The 18,101-nt window shown below is 70.6% G+C and carries 14 protein-coding genes and 1 tRNA gene; 8 read left to right on the plus strand and 7 right to left on the minus strand.

Annotation, left to right across the window (positions count from 1 at the left end):
• Positions 1-3: 3 nt before the first annotated feature.
• A complete protein-coding gene (locus WQO_RS35035; protein WP_010064557.1) occupies positions 4-573 on the minus strand; it encodes a helix-turn-helix domain-containing protein in 570 nt (189 codons plus the stop codon).
• A 520-nt stretch (positions 574-1,093) separates the two neighbouring features.
• Here WQO_RS35035 and WQO_RS14170 point away from each other — a divergent pair.
• Positions 1,094-1,166: transfer RNA gene (locus WQO_RS14170), tRNA-Arg, on the plus strand.
• Between the two features lie 344 nt (positions 1,167-1,510).
• On the opposite strand, the gene WQO_RS14175 is transcribed toward WQO_RS14170, so the two are convergent.
• Positions 1,511-1,762 (minus strand): hypothetical protein, encoded by a 252-nt coding sequence (locus WQO_RS14175; protein ID WP_032749372.1) that lies wholly within the window; start codon positions 1,760-1,762, stop codon positions 1,511-1,513.
• 300 nt (positions 1,763-2,062) lie between these two features.
• Between WQO_RS14175 and WQO_RS14180 the strand changes: the two genes are divergently transcribed.
• Positions 2,063-4,141, plus strand: coding sequence for a restriction endonuclease (locus tag WQO_RS14180; RefSeq protein ID WP_193407193.1), 2,079 nt, complete (start codon positions 2,063-2,065; stop codon positions 4,139-4,141).
• A 15-nt stretch (positions 4,142-4,156) separates the two neighbouring features.
• Here WQO_RS14180 and WQO_RS14185 read toward each other — a convergent pair whose 3' ends face one another.
• A complete protein-coding gene (locus WQO_RS14185; RefSeq protein ID WP_029182748.1) occupies positions 4,157-5,029 on the minus strand; it encodes an aminoglycoside phosphotransferase family protein in 873 nt (290 codons plus the stop codon).
• A 146-nt stretch (positions 5,030-5,175) separates the two neighbouring features.
• On the opposite strand from WQO_RS14185, the gene WQO_RS14190 reads away from it, so the two are divergent.
• Positions 5,176-5,973 carry an ATP-grasp domain-containing protein gene (locus WQO_RS14190; protein WP_029182749.1) on the plus strand — a complete coding sequence of 266 codons (798 nt, stop codon included), beginning with the start codon at positions 5,176-5,178 and terminating at the stop codon, positions 5,971-5,973.
• A gap of 143 nt (positions 5,974-6,116) precedes the next feature.
• Here the strand turns inward: WQO_RS14190 and WQO_RS14195 are convergent, their stop codons facing one another.
• The 3 genes from WQO_RS14195 to WQO_RS14205 form a co-directional block, all read right to left on the minus strand.
• On the minus strand, positions 6,117-6,968 hold the full coding sequence (locus tag WQO_RS14195; protein ID WP_058953985.1) for a hypothetical protein: 852 nt from the start codon (positions 6,966-6,968) through the stop codon (positions 6,117-6,119).
• 153 nt (positions 6,969-7,121) lie between these two features.
• Positions 7,122-9,008, minus strand: a complete 1,887-nt coding sequence (locus WQO_RS14200) for an MFS transporter (RefSeq protein ID WP_010064564.1) — start codon at positions 9,006-9,008, stop codon at positions 7,122-7,124.
• Positions 9,009-9,199: 191 nt separating this feature from the next.
• Positions 9,200-11,788: a serine hydrolase gene (locus tag WQO_RS14205; RefSeq protein WP_010064566.1), complete on the minus strand. Its 2,589-nt coding sequence runs from the start codon at positions 11,786-11,788 to the stop codon at positions 9,200-9,202.
• Between the two features lie 192 nt (positions 11,789-11,980).
• Here WQO_RS14205 and WQO_RS14210 point away from each other — a divergent pair, with 192 nt between their 5' ends.
• The 3 genes from WQO_RS14210 to WQO_RS14220 all read left to right on the plus strand — a co-directional run bounded on the left by WQO_RS14210 (position 11,981) and on the right by WQO_RS14220 (position 14,236).
• Positions 11,981-12,700: a GOLPH3/VPS74 family protein gene (locus tag WQO_RS14210; RefSeq protein ID WP_006125323.1), complete on the plus strand. Its 720-nt coding sequence runs from the start codon at positions 11,981-11,983 to the stop codon at positions 12,698-12,700.
• A gap of 281 nt (positions 12,701-12,981) precedes the next feature.
• Positions 12,982-13,839, plus strand: a complete 858-nt coding sequence (locus WQO_RS14215; protein ID WP_010064569.1) for a helix-turn-helix domain-containing protein — start codon at positions 12,982-12,984, stop codon at positions 13,837-13,839.
• A gap of 190 nt (positions 13,840-14,029) precedes the next feature.
• A complete protein-coding gene (locus WQO_RS14220; RefSeq protein WP_006125325.1) occupies positions 14,030-14,236 on the plus strand; it encodes a DUF397 domain-containing protein in 207 nt (68 codons plus the stop codon).
• 133 nt (positions 14,237-14,369) lie between these two features.
• Here WQO_RS14220 and WQO_RS14225 read toward each other — a convergent pair whose 3' ends face one another.
• On the minus strand, positions 14,370-15,236 hold the full coding sequence (locus WQO_RS14225; protein WP_010064571.1) for a hypothetical protein: 867 nt from the start codon (positions 15,234-15,236) through the stop codon (positions 14,370-14,372).
• Between the two features lie 85 nt (positions 15,237-15,321).
• On the opposite strand from WQO_RS14225, the gene WQO_RS14230 reads away from it, so the two are divergent.
• Both WQO_RS14230 and WQO_RS14235 read left to right on the plus strand, forming a co-directional pair.
• On the plus strand, positions 15,322-16,104 hold the full coding sequence (locus tag WQO_RS14230) for an SDR family oxidoreductase (RefSeq protein ID WP_010064572.1): 783 nt from the start codon (positions 15,322-15,324) through the stop codon (positions 16,102-16,104).
• Between the two features lie 387 nt (positions 16,105-16,491).
• Entirely contained in the window at positions 16,492-18,075 is a 1,584-nt protein-coding gene (locus tag WQO_RS14235; protein ID WP_010064573.1) for a sodium:solute symporter family protein, read from the plus strand.
• Positions 18,076-18,101: the final 26 nt, after the last annotated feature.

The raw sequence follows: 18,101 nt of genomic DNA on the forward strand, positions 1-18,101 counted from the left end.
GCGTCAGCGCCGCGTTCCTGGTCGGAGATCGTGGTCCCGGGCCAGCGCGTGGGCCGCCGTGGCCATCTCGACGGCGGGGACGATCTCCCCGCCGGCACGCAGGCAGCGCGCCAGCCGGGTCAGGCCGCGGGCCCGCAGGGCCGGCAGACCGAGTTCGTCACCCAGCGCGACGAGTTCCTCCAGAACGACCCGCTCCCTGGCGTGATCACTGTGCTGCCGCCTCCCCTGCGCGACGAGCCAGAGGCCCTGCCAGCGCAGCAGGGGGTCCTGCCCCTCGCCCGGGTACAGCACGCGCTCCAGCGCTTCGAGCGTCGTGTCGGACGTGGCCGAAGCGGCGATGGCCAGAGCCTGCGCCAGCGAGTCGGCGGGGCTTTCCTCCTCGAAGGCGGCGACGCCGATGCCCAGCCGGGAGGCCAGGTGCTGCGCGGCGCGCGCGGTGGGCTGCCGTGCGCCGGACTCCAGCCGGGACACATAGCCGGTGGACATGCCCTCGCCCGCGAGCGCGGCTTGGGACAGGCCCCGCTCGCTCCGCAGCTGCTTGAGTCGCCGCCCGAAGTGAGGCTGTTCCGACACGTGATCAACCCCATTGGTCGCACTGGGAGGTGGGGAGCGGGAGGAGGGCGCCCGCAGGCGCGCCTTGGGCCGGTGATGGGGGACGAGGCTAGCCAGCGTCGGGGCGGCTGGGCAAATTATTGACCAGATGGGGATGGAGTTGGCGGGGAATGCACACCCCTCCGTTCGGCTAGAATTGCCACGGCATTGGCAATGCATTGCCAAGCCGGACCGGCAACTAGGCAGGCGCAGCCCCACCACCCCCGTCCTGCTGTCCCGCAGCGCCCTGGACGACGTGGCGCCCCAGAGGGCCGACAGGACCCTCGCGGCCTCCCACTCGCCCGAGCAGTCCCCGCCAGGCCCTATCCCGACCACCGTCCGGACCGCCATCCGCTACGCTGGTCCCTGGTCAGCCGTGGAAACGGCCGGGCGCGCCACCACCGGTGGGGACCCGTGCAGGAACCACGTCTGACCGGCGGGCCCGGCTTCCTCGCCGAAGATCCACTCACTGGATTTTCTCCGAGGGTTCCTCCAGGCCCCGGCCTTCGTAGCTCAGGGGATAGAGCACCGCTCTCCTAAAGCGGGTGTCGCAGGTTCGAATCCTGCCGGGGGCACAACGCGTTACCACCTCACCCCGGGGTTCTCCCCGGAGGGGGAGTTCCGCTCGGCCCTGGACCTGCCGTCCAGGGCCGTTCTGTTTGAGCAGGGCGGCCGGCCGTCCTGGGAGGCCCCGTGCTGAACGCCAGGTACGACTGATTCATCTCGCATGCCTCGGGGACAAGGAGGAATTCGTACGCCCTCTGGCCGCGTCTTTGATGCAGCTCGGGGTGAAGACCTGGTACGACGAACACTCACTCGCCATGGGCGACAGCCTCTCCGAGTTGATCGACAAAGGACTTCAAGAAGCAAAAGGAAGCCCCGAGCTGTCGAACGACGCGTTGCGGTGCGGTGCCGTCGGTCAGAGCTCCCACACTTGAACCGGGTCGTCCAGCGCCGCCCGCACCTGGGAGAGATCTCCGATATCCACGAGCGGCGAGCTCTTGGCGATGTCGACGATCCCGCGCACGACGGTCTGCAGCGCTTCACCGTTGCCCTCGTCGAGCGCCTTGTCCAGTCGGGCGAACAACCCTTCGGGATCGTCGTCGGCACGGCCTCGTAGCGCCCTCAGGTCGCCCCGGGTGATCAGCCGGTCTCCGCTCGGCCCGTTCACGGATTCCGTGCCGAACCCCAGAACGTGCCCGGCCCCGTGCGAATCCAGCCATCGCCGCCAGGTGCCGGGACGAAACCGCACCGGCCCCTGAACGCGCCCGGCGTGGGCCTGCCCGGCCTCCCTTGGTCGGCGCTCCACCGCCTACGGAAACGCGCAGTTCAGGGAGGAGCGGAGGTCGCTTACGGCAAGAGCATGGGCCTGGGATTGGTTGCCGACTAGAGTCGGCTCATCACTACTGGTTATGGGGCCAGGGGCTTGGTACACGCATGTCGAGCTGCTGGTGGGGAGGGCCTGTAGAGCATGAGTCGTCGCTCCAATGGGTTGGTCGGTGTCTGGGCTGAGGCGCAGCGCCAGCAGCAACGTCAACGTGAGGCGCAAGCCCGATACCAGCGGGATTTGGAAAGGCAGCAGCGCGCCTACCAGCGTGAGGTGGCCCGCGGATACCGCGAGCAGAAAGCCGCTTACCGGGAACAGCGTGAGGCGGAGGCCCGGCGGCGTACGCAGGAACTCGACGCACGGGTCGAAACGCTGCAGGGGTTGTTGGCGGCGGGGTGCCGCACCCCGGCGTTCAGGGCCGAATCGTTGACGCGGGCGGAGCAGATCGAGACATTCTCCCCGGGGCAGCTGGCGCACCCCATTCGGATGCCCGACCCCAACCAGTATCAGTCGCAGGGCGGTTGGGGCGCCGCCCGACGGGCCCAGGCGCAGGCCGAGGCCCGGTCCAGGTTCGAGCGCGACTGGCACGCCGCACAGGCCGCGGAGGCGCAGCGCCAGCAGCAGTTGGCCTCCCATCAGCAGCAGTACCAGCATTGGGCCGACCAGCAGTTGAGCGAGATCCGGCGGCACAACGCCGGAATCGAAGAGATGAAGGCGGGGCTGCGCAACGGAGACCCCGAGGCCACGGTGGAGTACTTCTCCGCCGCCCTCTACGCCTCCACCGGCTGGCCGGAGGATCTGCCCCGCCAGGTGTCGGCGGCGTACGACCGCGGCGCACGTCAGTTGGTCATCAACTGGGAGCTGCCCACGTACGACGTCGTACCGGAGGCGATGTCCGTCCGCTACATGATCAACGCCGATCAGGAGAAGGAGAAGCCCCGACCGGTTACGCAGCGCCGCGCCCTGTATCGGGACGTCCTCGCCCAGTGCCTCCTGCTGGTTCTGCGTGACCTGTTCGCAGCCGATGAGTTCGGCGCGCTGGAATCGGTCGCCTTGAACGGATTCGTGGACGCCCCCGATCCGACGACAGGACGACGCGCGTCCATGTTCCTCGGCACGGTCATGGCCCCGCGCTCGGCCTTCGCCGAACTGCATCTGGAGCAGGTGAACGCCGTCACGTGCCTGGTGGACGGATTGCGGGCGCAGTTGTCGACGCGCCCCGACCAGTACGCGCCCGTGCGGCCCGGCCGCCTGCCCGAGGACGTCGGCAACGGTGTCGTATCGCATGGAGGTGACGAAGAGCCGAATCTGTACGAGATGGACCCCATCGCCTTCGAAGCGCTGGTCGCCGACCTGTTCCGGGCCATGGGCATGCAGGCCGTGACCACCCGGCGCTCGAACGACGGCGGCGTGGACGTCGATGCGCTGGACCCGGCCCCGATTCGAGGCGGCAAGATCGTCGTCCAGGTGAAGCGCTACCGCAACACCGTGCCTCCGACAGCCGTCCGCGACCTGTTCGGAACCGTCCAGGACGCCGGTGCCAACAAGGGTGTCCTGGTCACGACTTCTTCGTTCGGTCCCGGCTCGCACACCTTCGCCAACGGCAAGCCCCTGGAGCTGGTGGCGGGCTCCGAACTGGTCGACCTGCTGCACCGTCACGGACTGCGCGGGCGGCTGGGCAGCCGCGAGGCTCCTGTGCCGGCTCAGCGGACAGCGCCGGACAGCGAGACCAGCACGGGTGACCACAACGTGTTGGGCATGTACTGGTCGGGCGACGTCACCCTCGACGTGTGCGCGCTCGTGTGCCACGGGAGCCGGGTTCTGGATGACGAGCACTTCGTCTTCTACAACAACCCCCGGACACCGGACGGCACGGTCCGTGCGCTCGTTCCGGTCGCGCCGGACAGGGCCGCCATCCAAGTCTCCTTCGACGCCCTGCCCGCGCGCGCCGACCGTCTAGTCGTCATCGCAGCGGTCGATCCTGTCATCAACCCCACGGCCGACCTGTCCGGGTTCGCCGACGCCGGCATCCGGCTGCTGGACGCCGAGGGGACCCCGCTCGACCAGTTGGACGTCTCCGACGGTCGCACCGGCGAAACCGCCCTCGTCCTGGGGTCGTTCCGTCGCCGCGCCAACGGGGACTGGGAGTTCGTCACCGGAGGCAAGGGGTACCGAGGCGGGTTGGAAGAACTGGTCCAGGAGTACGGCATCGACGTGGAGTAGGCGCCGGCACCCCGCCTACGCCCCCTTCGCGGCCTCCCCCACGATCTCCCCGATCACATGCGCCGCAATCCGTGCCATCACCGGGTTCGTCTCCCGGTAATGGGCCAGCTCCAGCAGGGCGATGGACAGCGCCCAGCCCCTCCCCCGCGCCCAGGTGGCCTCGTCGGCAGCCAGCGCCGTGCGGAACGTCTGCCGGGCCCCCGCCGTCAGCAGGTACCAGGCCGCGATCAGGTCGACGGCCGGGTCGGCCAGGCCTGTGCAGCCGAAGTCGATGACCGCGGTGAGGCGGCCGTCCGCCACCAGGACGTTGCCCGGCTGGAGGTCGCCGTGGACCCAGACGGGGGCGGCCGTGAAGGGCGGGGCGGCCAGGGACTCCTTCCAGGCTGCGGCGACGGCCTCCGCGTCCACGATTCCGGCCACGGTCGCCAGCGCCTCGCGGGTCGCCGGGTCGCGGGAGGCCAAGGGCTCGCTGCGGTACGCGGGCGGGGCGTCCTCCGGGGTGATCCGGCGGAGCGCAAGCACGCATTCCGCCAGGTCCGCCGCCAGGAGGTCCGAGGACGAAGAGGCGTCCCCGGGGGCCGGGTTCGTGCCCTCCAGCCAGGTACAGACGGACCAGGGGCGGGGGAACGCCTTGTCCGGGGTCCCCTGGGCGAGCGGGAGCGGTACCGGGAACGGCAGTTGCTCGGCAAGTCGCGGAAGCCACCGGTGTTCCGTCGCCACATCCGCCGCACTGCCCTCGGTACGGGGCAGCCGTACGGCCTTGTCGGCGCCCAGGCGGTAGATCGCGTTCGCCGTCCCGCTCGCCGCGACCGCCTCCACGGGCAGGTCCGCCCAGTGCGGGAACTGGGCGGCGATCAGGCCGCGTACGAGCGTCGGTTCAATGATCATGTGGTGATCGAACCAGTTGGGGCCGGGGCCGCACAACGTTTCGGCCCGCTCTGCCCCGTTGCCTCCTCGCCGCCCCTCCGCGGTACGCCACTCCTCGTCCGAAAATCGGTGCGGCGCCACGTATCCGTACGAGAGGATCTGCGGCCATGACGTATGCATCGCGCACCCTCGTGATTCCGCCCCAACTCAATGCATCTGCAAGGAAGTTACGCACCACCGCGCTGCGGCGCGGGCTGCGGGTCGTGGAGGCGACAGCCTCCGCGGTGTCCGGGGGGCCGGGAAGACCGGGGTGGGCGGCGAGCACCGGGGACATGGCGCACGCCGTGCATCTGCATGCCGGGCCCTCCTTCGCCGACGTCGTGGCCCCCGCGCTCGGCATCGCCCTCCTGGAGGCTCCCGCCGACTGGCTCGCCCGGCTCCCCCGGGCGCTCACCCAGCGGGAGATCCGGGCGATGCCCATCGGCGAGGCGTACCGGCTGCGCCGCCCCGCCTTCGTCAAGTCGCCCAACGACAAGGGCATTCCGGCTCTTGTGTACGCGGACGGGTCCCGGCTGCCCGGGCCGGATGCCGTGGACCCGGCCACCGTGGTGCTGGTGAGCGACGTGATGACCTTCGCCGTCGAGTACCGGCTGTTCCTCCTCGACGGGGCCGTCCACACGGCCGGGCAGTACGCCGAGGCCGGCCGCCTCCGGTTCGGGCCGCCGGGCCTTGCCGCGCTCGCCTTCGGGCGCGAGGTGATCGAGGCCGCCGGGGACCGTCTGCCCTCGGCGGTCGTCGTCGACATCGGCCGGGACGACGACGGCCGGTGGGCTGTCATCGAGGCCAACGCGGCCTGGGCCAGCGGGTGTTACCAGGTCGACCCGGGCCGTGCCCTCGACACCGTCCTCCGCGCCGCCGGACCCGCCACGGCCCTGTCGCCGCACGACCGTGCCTTCGTGCGGTAGGGCCCAAGCCTGCATGAACGCATGCCATCCAGTCCTCAGCCCGCACGGCCGTACGGGCCCGCGTCCTCCAGCCCGCATGACCGCGAGCCCGCACGGTCATACGGGCCCGCGTCCTCCAGCCCGCGCCCCGTACGGCAACCGGCTCAGCTGCAGGACGCCCTCATCTGCGCCGCCGCGTGATGCGCGCCGACCCGTCGCGCATCTCCCCAGTCCCGGCCACGGTCGATGAGCTGGACCGCGAAGACGTCCCCCTTGACCGGGTAGCTGCGCACCGGCACCGCGCTCCCCCGGTGTTCCGTCTGGAGCACCGCGAAACCCGTGTACGCGGAGTCCGCGTCGGCCGGGTCCGAGAGCACCCGGTAGACGGTCGGCTCCCCCGCCGCGTCGCGGGGGCGGCCGCTGTCGGGGACGAAGACGGTCAGCGCGCACTCGCTGAAGCCCCGGCCCAGGTGCCAGGACCAGGTGGCCGTGGAGCCCCGGTCCTCGGTGGGGCTGCCCGACATCGGGATCGCGCTGAACCGGCCGTCGCACCCGTCGCCGTCGAAGCCGCCGTTCTCGACCGTGTACCAGCCGGCGTCCCCGCTCTCGAACCGGCCGCGCTCCTCGTACGCGCCCGTCGCACAGCCGGGGCCCGCCCACTGGGTGAAGCGGTCACCGTCCGTCGGGGGCGGCGGAGTGTCCGGGGACTCCGTGTCCGTCCCCGGGCCGGGGACGATCCTCGTGGGGGCCGCGCCGCCGATCCGGTCGGGCACCGCGCCCGCCCGGCCCGCCGCGTCCGTACGGCTGCTGCCGCCGCCCACGCTCCCGCCGCCCGAGAGCAGCAGCGAGGCGACGGTGACCAGGCCTCCGGCCGCCACCACGACGCCCGCCGCGAGCAGGGCCTTGCGTCGGCGCGGCAGGGTGGAGAGGCGGCCCGCCAGCGTCTCGCGCGCGACCCAGGACCCGTCCACCCCCGCCGCGCCGGCCGCTCCTGCCCCGCAGCCGGGGCAGACCATTCCGGGCAGCGGTCCCCGGCGTCCGCCGCCGCACTGTTGGCACCTCGTCGCGTTCATGGCAGAACACCTTGCCAGTGCGCCGCCCGCAGAGGGAGATCCCGCACCCGATGGCCCGTACACGGGACGGGCCCGAACGGGAAGGGCGAGGGCCCGTCAGCTCAGTTCCTCCGGGCAGGGCGTGCCCGGCTGGAGCTGGTACGGGGCCGCCAGCCGGTACGTTCCCGGTCGCGGCGCGAGCAGTTCGGTCCACTCGTCGCCGTACGGGCCCTCCTCGACCTTGTTCAGGCAGCCGTGGGTGTTGAGATACGTCTTCGGCGCGGTGTCGTCCAGCTGCGACCGCTCCTTCGACTCCTCGGTCTCCAGCGGGCGTTCCACGCTCTTGCCGTCCTCGTCGACGAGCGCGAGCCAGCGCGTGTACGGGATCCGGATCAGCACCCGGCCCGCCGACTTCACCGTGATCGTCAGCTCGTCCGCGCCCGCCCGCTCCACCGTCGCCGGCGGATCGGCCAGCGGCACCGGGTCCAGGACGCGGAAGAGCTTCCAGTTGGCGTCGCCCCAGATCTGGCGCAGGTACGGCTGCCCCTGCTCGACCAGTTCCGCCTCCTGGACCGCCCCGTTGTCCGGCCGGTCCTTGGGCAGCACCACGTAGTGCACGGCCCAGCGGTCCAGCCACTCCCGATAGTTCACCGGGTCGAGCGTGTCGTCGTAGAAGAGCGGGTTGCGCTTCATGTCCGCCTGGCGGTTCCAGCCGCGCGCCAGGTTGACGTACGGGGCGAGCGCCGACGATTCGCGGTGACTGCTCGCGGGCACCACCTCGACCCGGCCGCGCTCCGCCTCCACCTGCTGGAGCTGGTTGATCAGCGGGGCCAGTTCGCGGTTCCAGGACGCGGCGGGCGCGGTCCGGACGATGTCGTCGACGCCCTTGAAGCCGATCCAGAAGTTGAGGCCGACGAAGGCCAGGACCAGGGCGTACCAGCGCCGGCTGCGCAGCGCGGTGTACGGCAGGGCGGCGAGCAGCGCCACCCCGGCGAACAGCATCGCCATGCGCGTGATGTTCGACCCGATCTGCGAGTCGACGACGTACGTGAGCAGCGTCCCGAGTCCGTACACGGCGGCGGCGGTGCGGACCGTGCTCCAGTCGCGGGGTACGAGGAAGAAGACCAGCACCGCGAAGATGAACGGCAGCGACAGCGTCCCGAGTGACATCGGCTGCGTACCCGAGAACGGGAACAGCCAGGAGGACAGACCGACCACCGCCACCGGGGCAAGGCCGATCGCGTACGCGCCGGGGCGTCGTTTGTGCAGGAACAGCGCCGCCGCGACGACGCCCAGGAAGAGTCCGGCGACCGGGCTGGACGCGGTCGCGAGCCCGGCGAGCGGGGCGGCGACGGCGGCCTTGGCCCACCGCTTGTACCGCCAGCGGTAGGGCCAGCAGAACACCGCGGCCACCGCGCCGACGGCGAACATCATGCCGAGACCGAACGTCACCCGGCCCGACAGCGCGTTGCACAGGAACGCGAAGACCCCGGCGAGCGAGCAGGCCAGCGGATTACGGACGGCCGGGACCCGCACCAGGATCAGCGCGGTCAGCCCGGAGGAGACCGTACCGACGATCATCATCGTCGTCCGGACGCCGAGCAGCGACATCAGGTAGGGCGAGACCACGCTGTACGAGACGGGGTGCATGCCCCCGTACCAGGCCAGGTTGTACGCCGTGCCGGGGTGACGGCCGACGAACTCGGCCCAGGCATCCTGCGCGGCGATGTCCCCGCCGGTGTTGGCGAAGAAGAAGAACCAGAGGAGGTGGAGCACGGCCGCGGCCGCCGTCGCGATGGTGACGGGGTGGCGCAGCAGCCGGTGGGCCCGGGCGTGCGGGGCCTTGGCGCCGCCCCCGCCCCCGCCCTCGGACGAGGCTGTGGCGGAGACCTCGGTGGGGGACTCGGGAACGCGGGGCGACGGCACGCGCACGTGCAGCGCGTCGCCCCCGGCACCGGTGGTCCCGTCCGCCTCGCGGCCGGGCTTCGGCTCCGCGGTGGTCACTACGGCTCTCCCCGTCCTCCGCCGGCCCCCGTGCCTGTGCGTACCTCTTGGTACGTCCTCCAGGACGCGTCCCGGCATCCTTGAGTTGTCCGGGGACGCTAACACGTACCTTCGGCACGCTTCTCGGTCATGAACGGCCACCGGAGCGGTGGAGGGCGGGCCCGCTCCCCACCGCTCCGGTGGCCCGGCTCTCAGCCGATCCGGGTCATCTTGTCGCCGAAGGCCGCCTCGGGCAGATCGCTCTGCAGCACCACCGGCGCCGTCACCTTTCCGGTGCCGGTGCCCACGGTCACCGAGCCGACCTCGGTCCCGGCCTTCGACGCCTGGTCGATGCCCTTGCCGTTGTCCGTGACCTTGAGCTCGACCTTCAGTCCGGACCAGCCGACCGCCTTGAGGTTCTTGGTGGCGACCACCGGGGCCTGTCCGCCGAATCCGTTGTCCACGTACCCGACGACCTCGCCCTTCTTCACCACCGTCGTGGAGGTGGCCGCCTCCTGAGCGTCCCTGATCAGCTTCAGGCTGTTCTGGAGCGACAGTTCCAGGCTGTCGTAGACCCGGCCGGTCCCCGCCTGCTGGCCCATCACCGCTCCGTAGATCCACAGCACCTTGCCGTCGACCTTGGTGTTCGCGGACCAGAGCAGATTGCCGCCCGCCGGGGTGGAGGACCCGGTCTTGATACCGCTCACGCCCGGCTGGAGCAGGAGGTTGTTGTTGTTGTAGATCTTGCCGTCTATGCCCTCGATCTCGACCTCGGGCATGTCCACGATCTTCCGGAAGACGTCGTTGCGCATGACCGCCTGCGCCAGCTTCAGCTGGTCGGTGGCGGTGGAGACGGTGGTCTTCTCCAGCCCGCTCGGGTCCGTGTACGTCGACCCGGTCATGCCGAGGTCCTTGGCCGCGCCGTTCATCTTGTCGATGAACTTGTCCTCGGATCCGGCGTCCCAGCGGGCGAGCAGCCGCGCCGCGTTGTTCCCCGAGGGAATCATCAGCAGCTGGAGCAGCTGGCGCTGGGTGAGCTCCTGCCCCTTGGTCAGCGGGGCCGTCGACTCGTCGGGGCGCTTGGACTCGTCCTCCGCCTTCTGGTCGACGGTGATCTTCTCGCCCTCCTCGTCACCCTTGAGGGGGTGCCCCTGGAGGATCACGTAGGCGGTCATGACCTTCGCGACGCTGGCGATCGGGGCCGGCTTCTGCGCGCCCTCGGAACCGAGCGATCCGACGCCGTCCACCATCACGGCCGACTGCCCCTGGCCCGGCCAGGACAGCTCGGTCCCGCCGCCCTCGAAGGTGTACGTCGGCTTCGCCGTGAGTTCCAGCGAGGGCTCCGGGAGCGGGCGCATCACCTGCACGATCGCAAAGACGATCAACAGGAGGAGCACCAGCGGGGTCCAGATCTTGACCCGTCGCACGGCGGTCCGGACCGGGGTCTCCGGCGGCGGCGGGGTGTTCGTCAGCTCGGCGAGCAGGTCGAGCGGCGGCTTCGGCGGCAGGGGCTGCTGCCGGGTCCGCTCGGCCGCCGCCCAGGACGGCGCGGCGGCCGCCGGGGAGGCCGTCTCCGGCGTGCGCTCGGGCGCCTCGGGTCCGGCCGCGGACTCGGACTCGGACCCGGTCTCCGGCTTGCGGGGCGCGGGGGCGGTCCGTACGTCGTCGGAGCGCAGCGGCACGAAGGTGCTGGTGCGCTCGGCCTCGCTCTCGGGCTTGGCCCCGGGCTTGGACTCAGCGCCGTCCTTGGGCTTGTCCTCGCGGGGCGGGAGCTTCAGCGCGGTCGTCGCCTGGTCGACCCGGTCGGCCGGCTTGACCGCCTTGAAGATGGCGGTGGGCTGATCGATTCCTCGCAGGCCGGAGGCGTCGTCGGCGGCCGGCTCGGAGTCGGCGGCGGGTGCCGGGGCGGCCTCGGAGTCGGAAGCCGTTGCGGGCTCGGCCCCGGCCTCGGTGGCGGGTGCCTTGTCCTGCTCCGAGCCGGACCCCTTGTCCGGCTCAGCGTCGGACTTCGGTTCGTCGTCCTGCTCGGCCTGCGGCTCGGACCTCGGCTCCGCGCCCGGCTCCTTGTCGGCCTTCAGCTCGGCCTTCGCCTCCGCGTCCGGCTCGGGCTCCGGCTTCGGCTCCGCCTTCGCGGCGGGCTCGGGGTCGGGGTCGGGCTCGGAATCGGGCTCGGGGTCGGCGTCCTCCGCCTCCGGCTTGTCCTCGGCCGCGGCATCGACCCAGGCGGCCACGGCAGCACGCAGTCGGCCGTCCCCGTCCCCGTCGTCTTCCTTGACGGTCTCCGGCTTCCCGGCCTCCGGCGCGTCCGCCGGGCTTTCCGCAGGAGTCCCGGCCGACTCCTCAGCCTGCTTCTCCGCGTCCGCCCGCGCGGCCTCGGGCGCCTCCACATCCACGTCGGGGCCTGAGCGGCCCTCCACGGCTTCCGCGGCCTGCGAAGGCGCGTCGGCGTCTCCAGGGGCCGCAGAGGCCGTCACAGGAGCGCTCTCAGGCTCGGGGGCGGCCTCGGCCTCGGCGGCATCGCCCTCGGGCTCGACGTCGCTCCCGGACTCAGGCTCGGCCTCGGGCTCACGCCGGGCAGCGTCCTCCGGCAGCCGGGGACGGAACACCGCGGTCGCCGTGTCGGACGTGGCTCCCGAGTCCGCACCCGTACCCGTACGGGCATCCGTACCGGCGTCCGTGTCCGCGTCCGCATCCGTGTCGGCGCCGGGGTCACGGAACACGGCGAAGCGCGGGTCGCGTTCCTCCGCAGCCGTCCCCGACGACTTCCGCTGCTCCGTTTTGTCGGGGGACTCGCCCGCCACCGATGCCTCCTCATGCGCTGCGGGGCCACCCCGCGCTGTCCGAACCATCTACCAGTGTCCTGTGTGAACCCCTGGCCGAGCTGCTAGACGAGAACGACATACCTACTGGTTCCCGTACAAAGCGACCAGGCGCTCTCGACAGATGAATGTGAGAGGGGTCACCCTGTCAGACATCCACGCGGGGAGGCATGGATGGGCAGGAGCCGCAGAACAATCCCGGAGGAGCTTCTGTTGCTCGCTCTGGACCCGACCACGGGTACCACAGCGCAGCCGCAGTCGCTCGACCTCGGCCTGGCCGGGGCACAGCTAGTGGAGCTGGCTCTGGCAGGACGGATAGCCCCTGACGGGGATCGTATCGCCGTGGTGATGCCACGGCCGACAGGAGATCCGACTCTGGACTCCGCACTGGAGCTGCTGCGCCGTCGTGGCAGCCCGGTCCGGGCGGTCCACTGGATCGGCGGGCCCCGGCTGGGGCTGCGTCAGATCTATCTCGCTCATCTGGAGCGGTGCGGCATGGTTCATGCCGTGGCGGGCCAGATGTGCGGGGTGCTGCCGACGACGCGCTACCAGGCGACGGAGACGGCGATCAGCCGGGACATCAGGAACCGGCTGGACAGTGCGATCCGCACCGGCGTACCGCCGGACCCGCGGACCGCGGCGCTCGCCGCACTGGCCCACGCGGTCGGACTCGGCAAGCACCTGTACCCCGGGAACGAGGGGCGCTCGTCGCGCTCCCGGCTCCGGGACCTGATCAGGCACGACCCGATGGGCGGACTCGTGGCGCACGCCGTGATGGACGTCCAGAACGGAGTGGCGGTCCAGCCACGCCGTTCGCAGCAGGCAGCGGGTGTTCCGTTGCAGCCGCAAGCACAGGCCCGTCGCGGGAGCATGGCGCACACCGCCGCGAGCTGACCGCACGGCCCCGGCACACCACGGCGACAGCCTGGTGCGGCCGGGAACAACAGCACACCGCCGTACCGCCGTCAGTCCTCACCGACCCGGTCCGGGAGCCGCACCACGCACGGGGCAGCCGGTAGTCACCGGCTGCCCCGTGCGCTTGCGCGCCGCCCCGCGCACCGGTGCGTACGCCCCCGGGCTCCGCGTGTGGCCATTTCCCAGCGCGGCCGGGGCCAGGGGTGGCAATCTGCTGAGCAGTAGATACGCACAGCTACATAGCCGGAGGTGCCGTTTCCGTGCCGTCCAACGTCAATCCCACTGTCAGGCGACGCAGGTTGGGCCAGGAATTGCGCCGCCTGCGCGAACTCAAAGGCATGACGGCCGAGGAAGTGGCGGAGCGACTGCTGGTCTCGCAGTCGAAGATCAGCCGCCTGGAGAACGGCCGCCGCTCCATCAGCCAGCGCGATGTGCGTGACCTCTGCGGGGTGTACGAGGTCGAGGACCACCGCATCGTCGACTCCTTGATGCAGATGGCCAAGGACTCGCGCCAGCAGGGCTGGTGGCACGCCTTCGGCGACATCCCGTACAGCGTCTACATCGGTCTGGAGACCGACGCGGAGTCGCTGCGCGTGTACGAACCCCAGATGGTTCCGGGGCTGCTCCAGACCCGGGCGTACGCCGAGGCGCTGATCAGCGGCGCGCTGCCCGAGGCCCCGCCGTCGGACATCGAGAAGCGCGTCAACGTACGGTCGCGGCGGCAGGACCGGGTCAACGCGCCGGAGAATCCCCTGCGGCTGTGGGCCGTGATCGACGAGTCGGCGCTGCGCCGGGTGGTCGGCGACAAGCAGGTGATGATCGACCAGCTGGAACACCTCGTCGAGCAGTCGCACCTGCCGCATGTCACGGTGCAGGTCCTGCCGTTCGACATGGGCGCGCACCCGGGCATCAACGGCCAGTACGCGATCCTGGAGTTCCCGGACGCCGCGGACTCCAGCGTCGTCTACATCGAGGGCGTCACGAGCGATCTCTACCTGGAGAAGGCGAACGACGTGCAGCGCTACAGCGTGATGTACGAGCACCTGCGGGCGCAGGCGCTGAACGTGGAGCAGACCCGGGAGTTCATCAGCAAGATCGCCAAGTCGTACACCAGCTGAATCCGGACAGTGGAGCGAGCGGCGGCGGGATTATACACCGCCGCCCACGCACAGCAGAAGGCTTACTGGAGAAAGACCATCCGGTCGAGTGAACGGCCATCTCATGGACGGGGCTTGGCGAGTAGCGTCGATCACGCCAATCGGAATCAGGTTGGTGCGACTCCCCACAACTCTCGGAACCGGAGTGAACATGGCAATTCTTCAGGGTGCTACGGACCAGTGGACGAAGTCGTCGTACTCCGGGGGCAACGGCGCGTGCGTCGAGGTCAAGTCCCCGGTCGCGCTGTCCATCGCCGTGCGTGACTCGAAGGCCCCCGAGGGCCCCTCGCTCACCTTCGTCCCCGGTGCGTGGAACGCATTCGTGCGCGATGTCGCCACGGGCTCCATCAACGCCTGACCGGGCACCGTTCACGTATCGCCGCGCCACTCTGCATCACCGAATCACCGAATCACCGCACCACCGCACCACCTGATGGAGCCCTCTCGACCGGTTCGCCGTCCTGGCCGAGGGGGCTCGGCACGATCCGGTGTCAGCGCAGCCGGTCGACGTAACGGTCCGTCCCCGGCACGGTCGGCACGAACGGGGCGACCAGCTCGACCCGCCCGAGGCCGGTCTCCGCGACCACCGCGTCGAGGCCGGTGAAGCGGCTCGCCCAGCAGCTCCGCGGGTCCTCCTGGAGGAACCACAGCAGCGTCAGCCGGGTGTCGACCCCCTCGACCTGCTTCACGTATGTCATCCGGTCGCCGGGCAGAGGTGTCGGCCGGAACACCGTGACCATGGCCGCGGGCGACCTCTTCAGCCGCTTGGGGAGATGGCGCGAACGCAGCCATTCCAGCAACTCCGCCCGCTGCTGCGGACCTTCGGCGTCGACGACCTGGAGGACGAGGCCCGCGTAGGGGTGGTCGAGGGCGTGGAAGTCCCGGGGGCCGGCGGCCCCGTCGCGGTAGACGGTGGCCTCGTGGTCCTGGAACGAAGTGAAGACGTGGGTCCGGTCCTGGTAGACCCGGCCGTCCCGGTTCAGCCGCTTGTTGATCGCGACGGTCCACTTCATGTGGTCGTCGTAGCGCCCCTCGGTCACCCAGTACGTCGACAGATAACATCCCGCGCCGACAGGCTGGGCGACCGCCGACTTCTCCGGATACCGCAGCTCCTGGAGGTCCTTGGTGGCCACCCAGCGGCGTCCGGCGAAGATCCACGGCATGGCTGTGGCGCCCGCGTAGTAGTGGTCGTCCTCGTACCAGCGGTTGTACGCGTACTCATGGCCCGGATGCGGTTCGACCATGGTGATCAGCGCATGCCCGGGACGGACCCCGTACGGCCCCGCCCCCGCCAGCTCCGCATACCGCTGGCTCCCCGTTCCGGCGTCTTCACTCCCCGTTCCGCCGTCTTCGCTCATCAGGTCTCCCTTCCCCTTCCATCGGATCCCAGGCCCCTCTACCCTGACGGACCGTCAGATGAACTGCCAGAGCCGGGAGGCGCCGATGTTGCTCACGGGGAAGACCGTCATCGTCTCGGGTGTCGGGCCGGGGCTCGGGCACCGGGTCGCGGAGACCGTCGTCCGGGACGGCGGGTGCGCGGTGCTCGGCGCGCGTACGGCGGCGAATCTCGCCAAGTCGGCGGCCGGGATCGATCCGGACGGCGGCCGCACGGCCTTCCTGCCCACCGACATCACGGACGAGGCGCAGTGCGAGGCGCTGGCCGCGCTGGCGGTGGAGCGGTTCGGGAGGATCGACGCGGTGGTCCATGTCGCCGCCTGGGACAGCTACTTCGGCGGGCTCCAGGACGCGGACTTCGCCACCTGGCAGTCGGTCATCGACGTGAACCTCCTGGGGACGCTGCGGATGACCCGAGCCTGCCTGCCCTCGCTCAAGGAGCGGGGCGGTTCGGTGGTGGTGATCGGCACGCAGTCCGCGGTGGCCGCGCCGTCGCAGGTGCGGCAGGCGGCGTACGCGGCGTCCAAGGGGGCGCTCACCTCGGCGATGTACTCGCTGGCGCGGGAGCTGGGCCCGGACCGGATCCGGGTCAACACGGTGCTGCCGGGCTGGATGTGGGGGCCGCCGGTGGAGGCGTACGTCCGGTTCACCGCGGACTCCGAAGGCGTACCGGAGTCCGAGGTGCTGGCCCGGCTCACCGAGCGGATGGCGCTGCCCGAGCTGGCCACGGACGGGGACGTGGCGGAGGCCGTCGCCTTCCTGGCCTCCGACCGGGCCCGGGCGATCACCGGCCAGTCGCTGCTGGTCAACGCGGGCGAGCTGATGCGCTGACGACCCCGCCCCCGTGCACGGACACGGACACCCTCCCTCTCGACTTCTCGGCCGCACGGGACCCGCATCCCGTGCGGCCTTCGCGCGTCGTCGCACGCTCCCCGACTTCTCCGGGCTTCTCTTCACTTCTCTTCCGCACAGCCTGACGAAGTGCCCGCTCATCGTGTGGCCGCGGTCACGTCGGCGACAACGCCCCACAAGGTCAAGAACAAGTAAAATCGTTCGCCTTACTGACCTTCGTTCACATCCATGACCGTTGGCGGCCTTGACCGAGCCCTTCGGAAGGGGTTCAATCCCCGAAGTCCCCGCTCCCGCACGGGGACACCGCTGAACGGCCGTACCGACGAAGTGCGTTCCCGTTCACAAGGCGGACCCCTGGAGGGGGACATGAACAGTCTCGACTGGGCTGTACTCATCGGATACTTCGGCGTGATGGTCGCGATCGGACTCTGGTCGCACAAACGCGTGGACAACGTCAGCGACTTCTTCACGGCCGGCGGCAGGATGCCGTGGTGGCTGTCGGGCATCTCGCACCACATGTCGGGCTACAGCGCGGTGATGTTCACCGGGTACGCCGGCATCGCGTACCAGTACGGAGTCACGTCCTTCGTGACCTGGTCGCTGCCGATCGCCATCGGCATCTTCATCGGCGCGAAGCTCTTCGCACCCCGGCTGAACCGGCTGCGTTCGCGGCTCCATGTCGCCTCGCCGCTGGAGTACCTCAAGAACCGCTACAACCTGCGGACCCAGCAGGCGCTCGCCTGGTCGGGACTGCTGCTGAAGATCGTGGACGTCGGCGCCAAGTGGGCGGCCATCGCCACCCTGTTGTCCGTGTTCACCGGTCTCTCGATCTCCCAGGGCATCCTGATCACCGGGGTCGTCACGGGGATCTACTGCACCGTCGGCGGTCTGTGGGCGGACGCGCTCACCGAACTGGGCCAGTTCATCATCCAGTTGTTCGCCGGACTGGCGATGCTCCTCGCCGTGATGAGCGAGCTCGACGGCTTCTCCACCCTGTGGACGGTCTGGGACAAGCTCCCCGACGGGCACGCGGAGCCGACCGCCGGACCGTACACGGTGACCTTCCTGCTGGCGTTCCTGTTCATCAAGACCTTCGAGTACAACGGCGGCATGTGGAACCAGGCCCAGCGGTACATGGCCACCGACTCGGCTGCCTCCGCGACCCGTTCGGCGCGGCTCTCGGCGGTGCTGTGGTTCGTCTGGCCGCTCGTGCTGTTCTTCCCGATGTGGTGCGCGCCGCTGCTGGTCGAGGCGCAGAAGCCGGACGCCTCCGACAGCTACGCCCTGATGACCGAACAGCTCCTGCCGCACGGCCTGTTGGGCCTGGTCATCGTCGGGTTCTTCTCCCACACGATGGCCATGTGCTCCTCGGACGCCAACGCCATCGCCGCCGTCTTCACCCGGGACATCGCCCCGACCCTGTCGAAGGCGGCCCGCGGCTGGAGCGAGCGGGCCGGGCTGATCGCGGCCCGTTGGACCACGGTGGCCTTCCTGGCTCTCTCCATGGCCATCGCGACCCAGGTCAACTCGCCCACATTCAAGGACATCATCACCGTCGTGATCAAGTGGGTCGCCGGTCTGATGGGCCCGATCGCGATCCCGTTCATGCTGGGCCTGCTGCGCCCGTTCCGGAAGTCCGGTCCGACGGCGGCGCTGGTCAGCTGGGCGGCGGGGCTGATCGCGTTCTGGCTGGTCAACTACCCGGTCAACTGGGCCGTCGAGGGCGGGGTGCCGCTCCAGTACCAGGTGTCCGTACCGCTGGCGGTCTCGCTCGTGCTGTACATCCTGATCGGCTTCGTGAAGCCGGAGGACACCCCGGAGCGGGACGCGGTCCTGGCGCGGATCAACGAGGGCGACGGGGACGGGGGTCACGGGGACGGTACGGGAACGGCCGCGACCGTCCCCGCGCAGGACGGCGGCCCGACCCCCGCGCCTCAGCCGCGCGGGTAGCGGGCGGACGGCCGCTCGGCCGGGCG

The organism is Streptomyces globisporus C-1027 (assembly GCF_000261345.2).
GTDB lineage: Bacteria > Actinomycetota > Actinomycetes > Streptomycetales > Streptomycetaceae > Streptomyces > Streptomyces pakalii.

Coding starts and splice junctions, on each gene's coding strand:
- WQO_RS14180 (WP_193407193.1), top strand. CDS start 2,063: ATGAGTCGTCGCTCCAATGGGTTGGTCGGTGTCTGGGCTGAGGCGCAG.
- WQO_RS14185 (WP_029182748.1), bottom strand. CDS start 5,029: ATGATCATTGAACCGACGCTCGTACGCGGCCTGATCGCCGCCCAGTTC.
- WQO_RS14190 (WP_029182749.1), top strand. CDS start 5,176: ATGACGTATGCATCGCGCACCCTCGTGATTCCGCCCCAACTCAATGCA.
- WQO_RS14195 (WP_058953985.1), bottom strand. CDS start 6,968: ATGGTCTGCCCCGGCTGCGGGGCAGGAGCGGCCGGCGCGGCGGGGGTG.
- WQO_RS14210 (WP_006125323.1), top strand. CDS start 11,981: ATGGGCAGGAGCCGCAGAACAATCCCGGAGGAGCTTCTGTTGCTCGCT.
- WQO_RS14220 (WP_006125325.1), top strand. CDS start 14,030: ATGGCAATTCTTCAGGGTGCTACGGACCAGTGGACGAAGTCGTCGTAC.
- WQO_RS14225 (WP_010064571.1), bottom strand. CDS start 15,236: ATGAGCGAAGACGGCGGAACGGGGAGTGAAGACGCCGGAACGGGGAGC.
- WQO_RS14230 (WP_010064572.1), top strand. CDS start 15,322: ATGTTGCTCACGGGGAAGACCGTCATCGTCTCGGGTGTCGGGCCGGGG.
- WQO_RS14235 (WP_010064573.1), top strand. CDS start 16,492: ATGAACAGTCTCGACTGGGCTGTACTCATCGGATACTTCGGCGTGATG.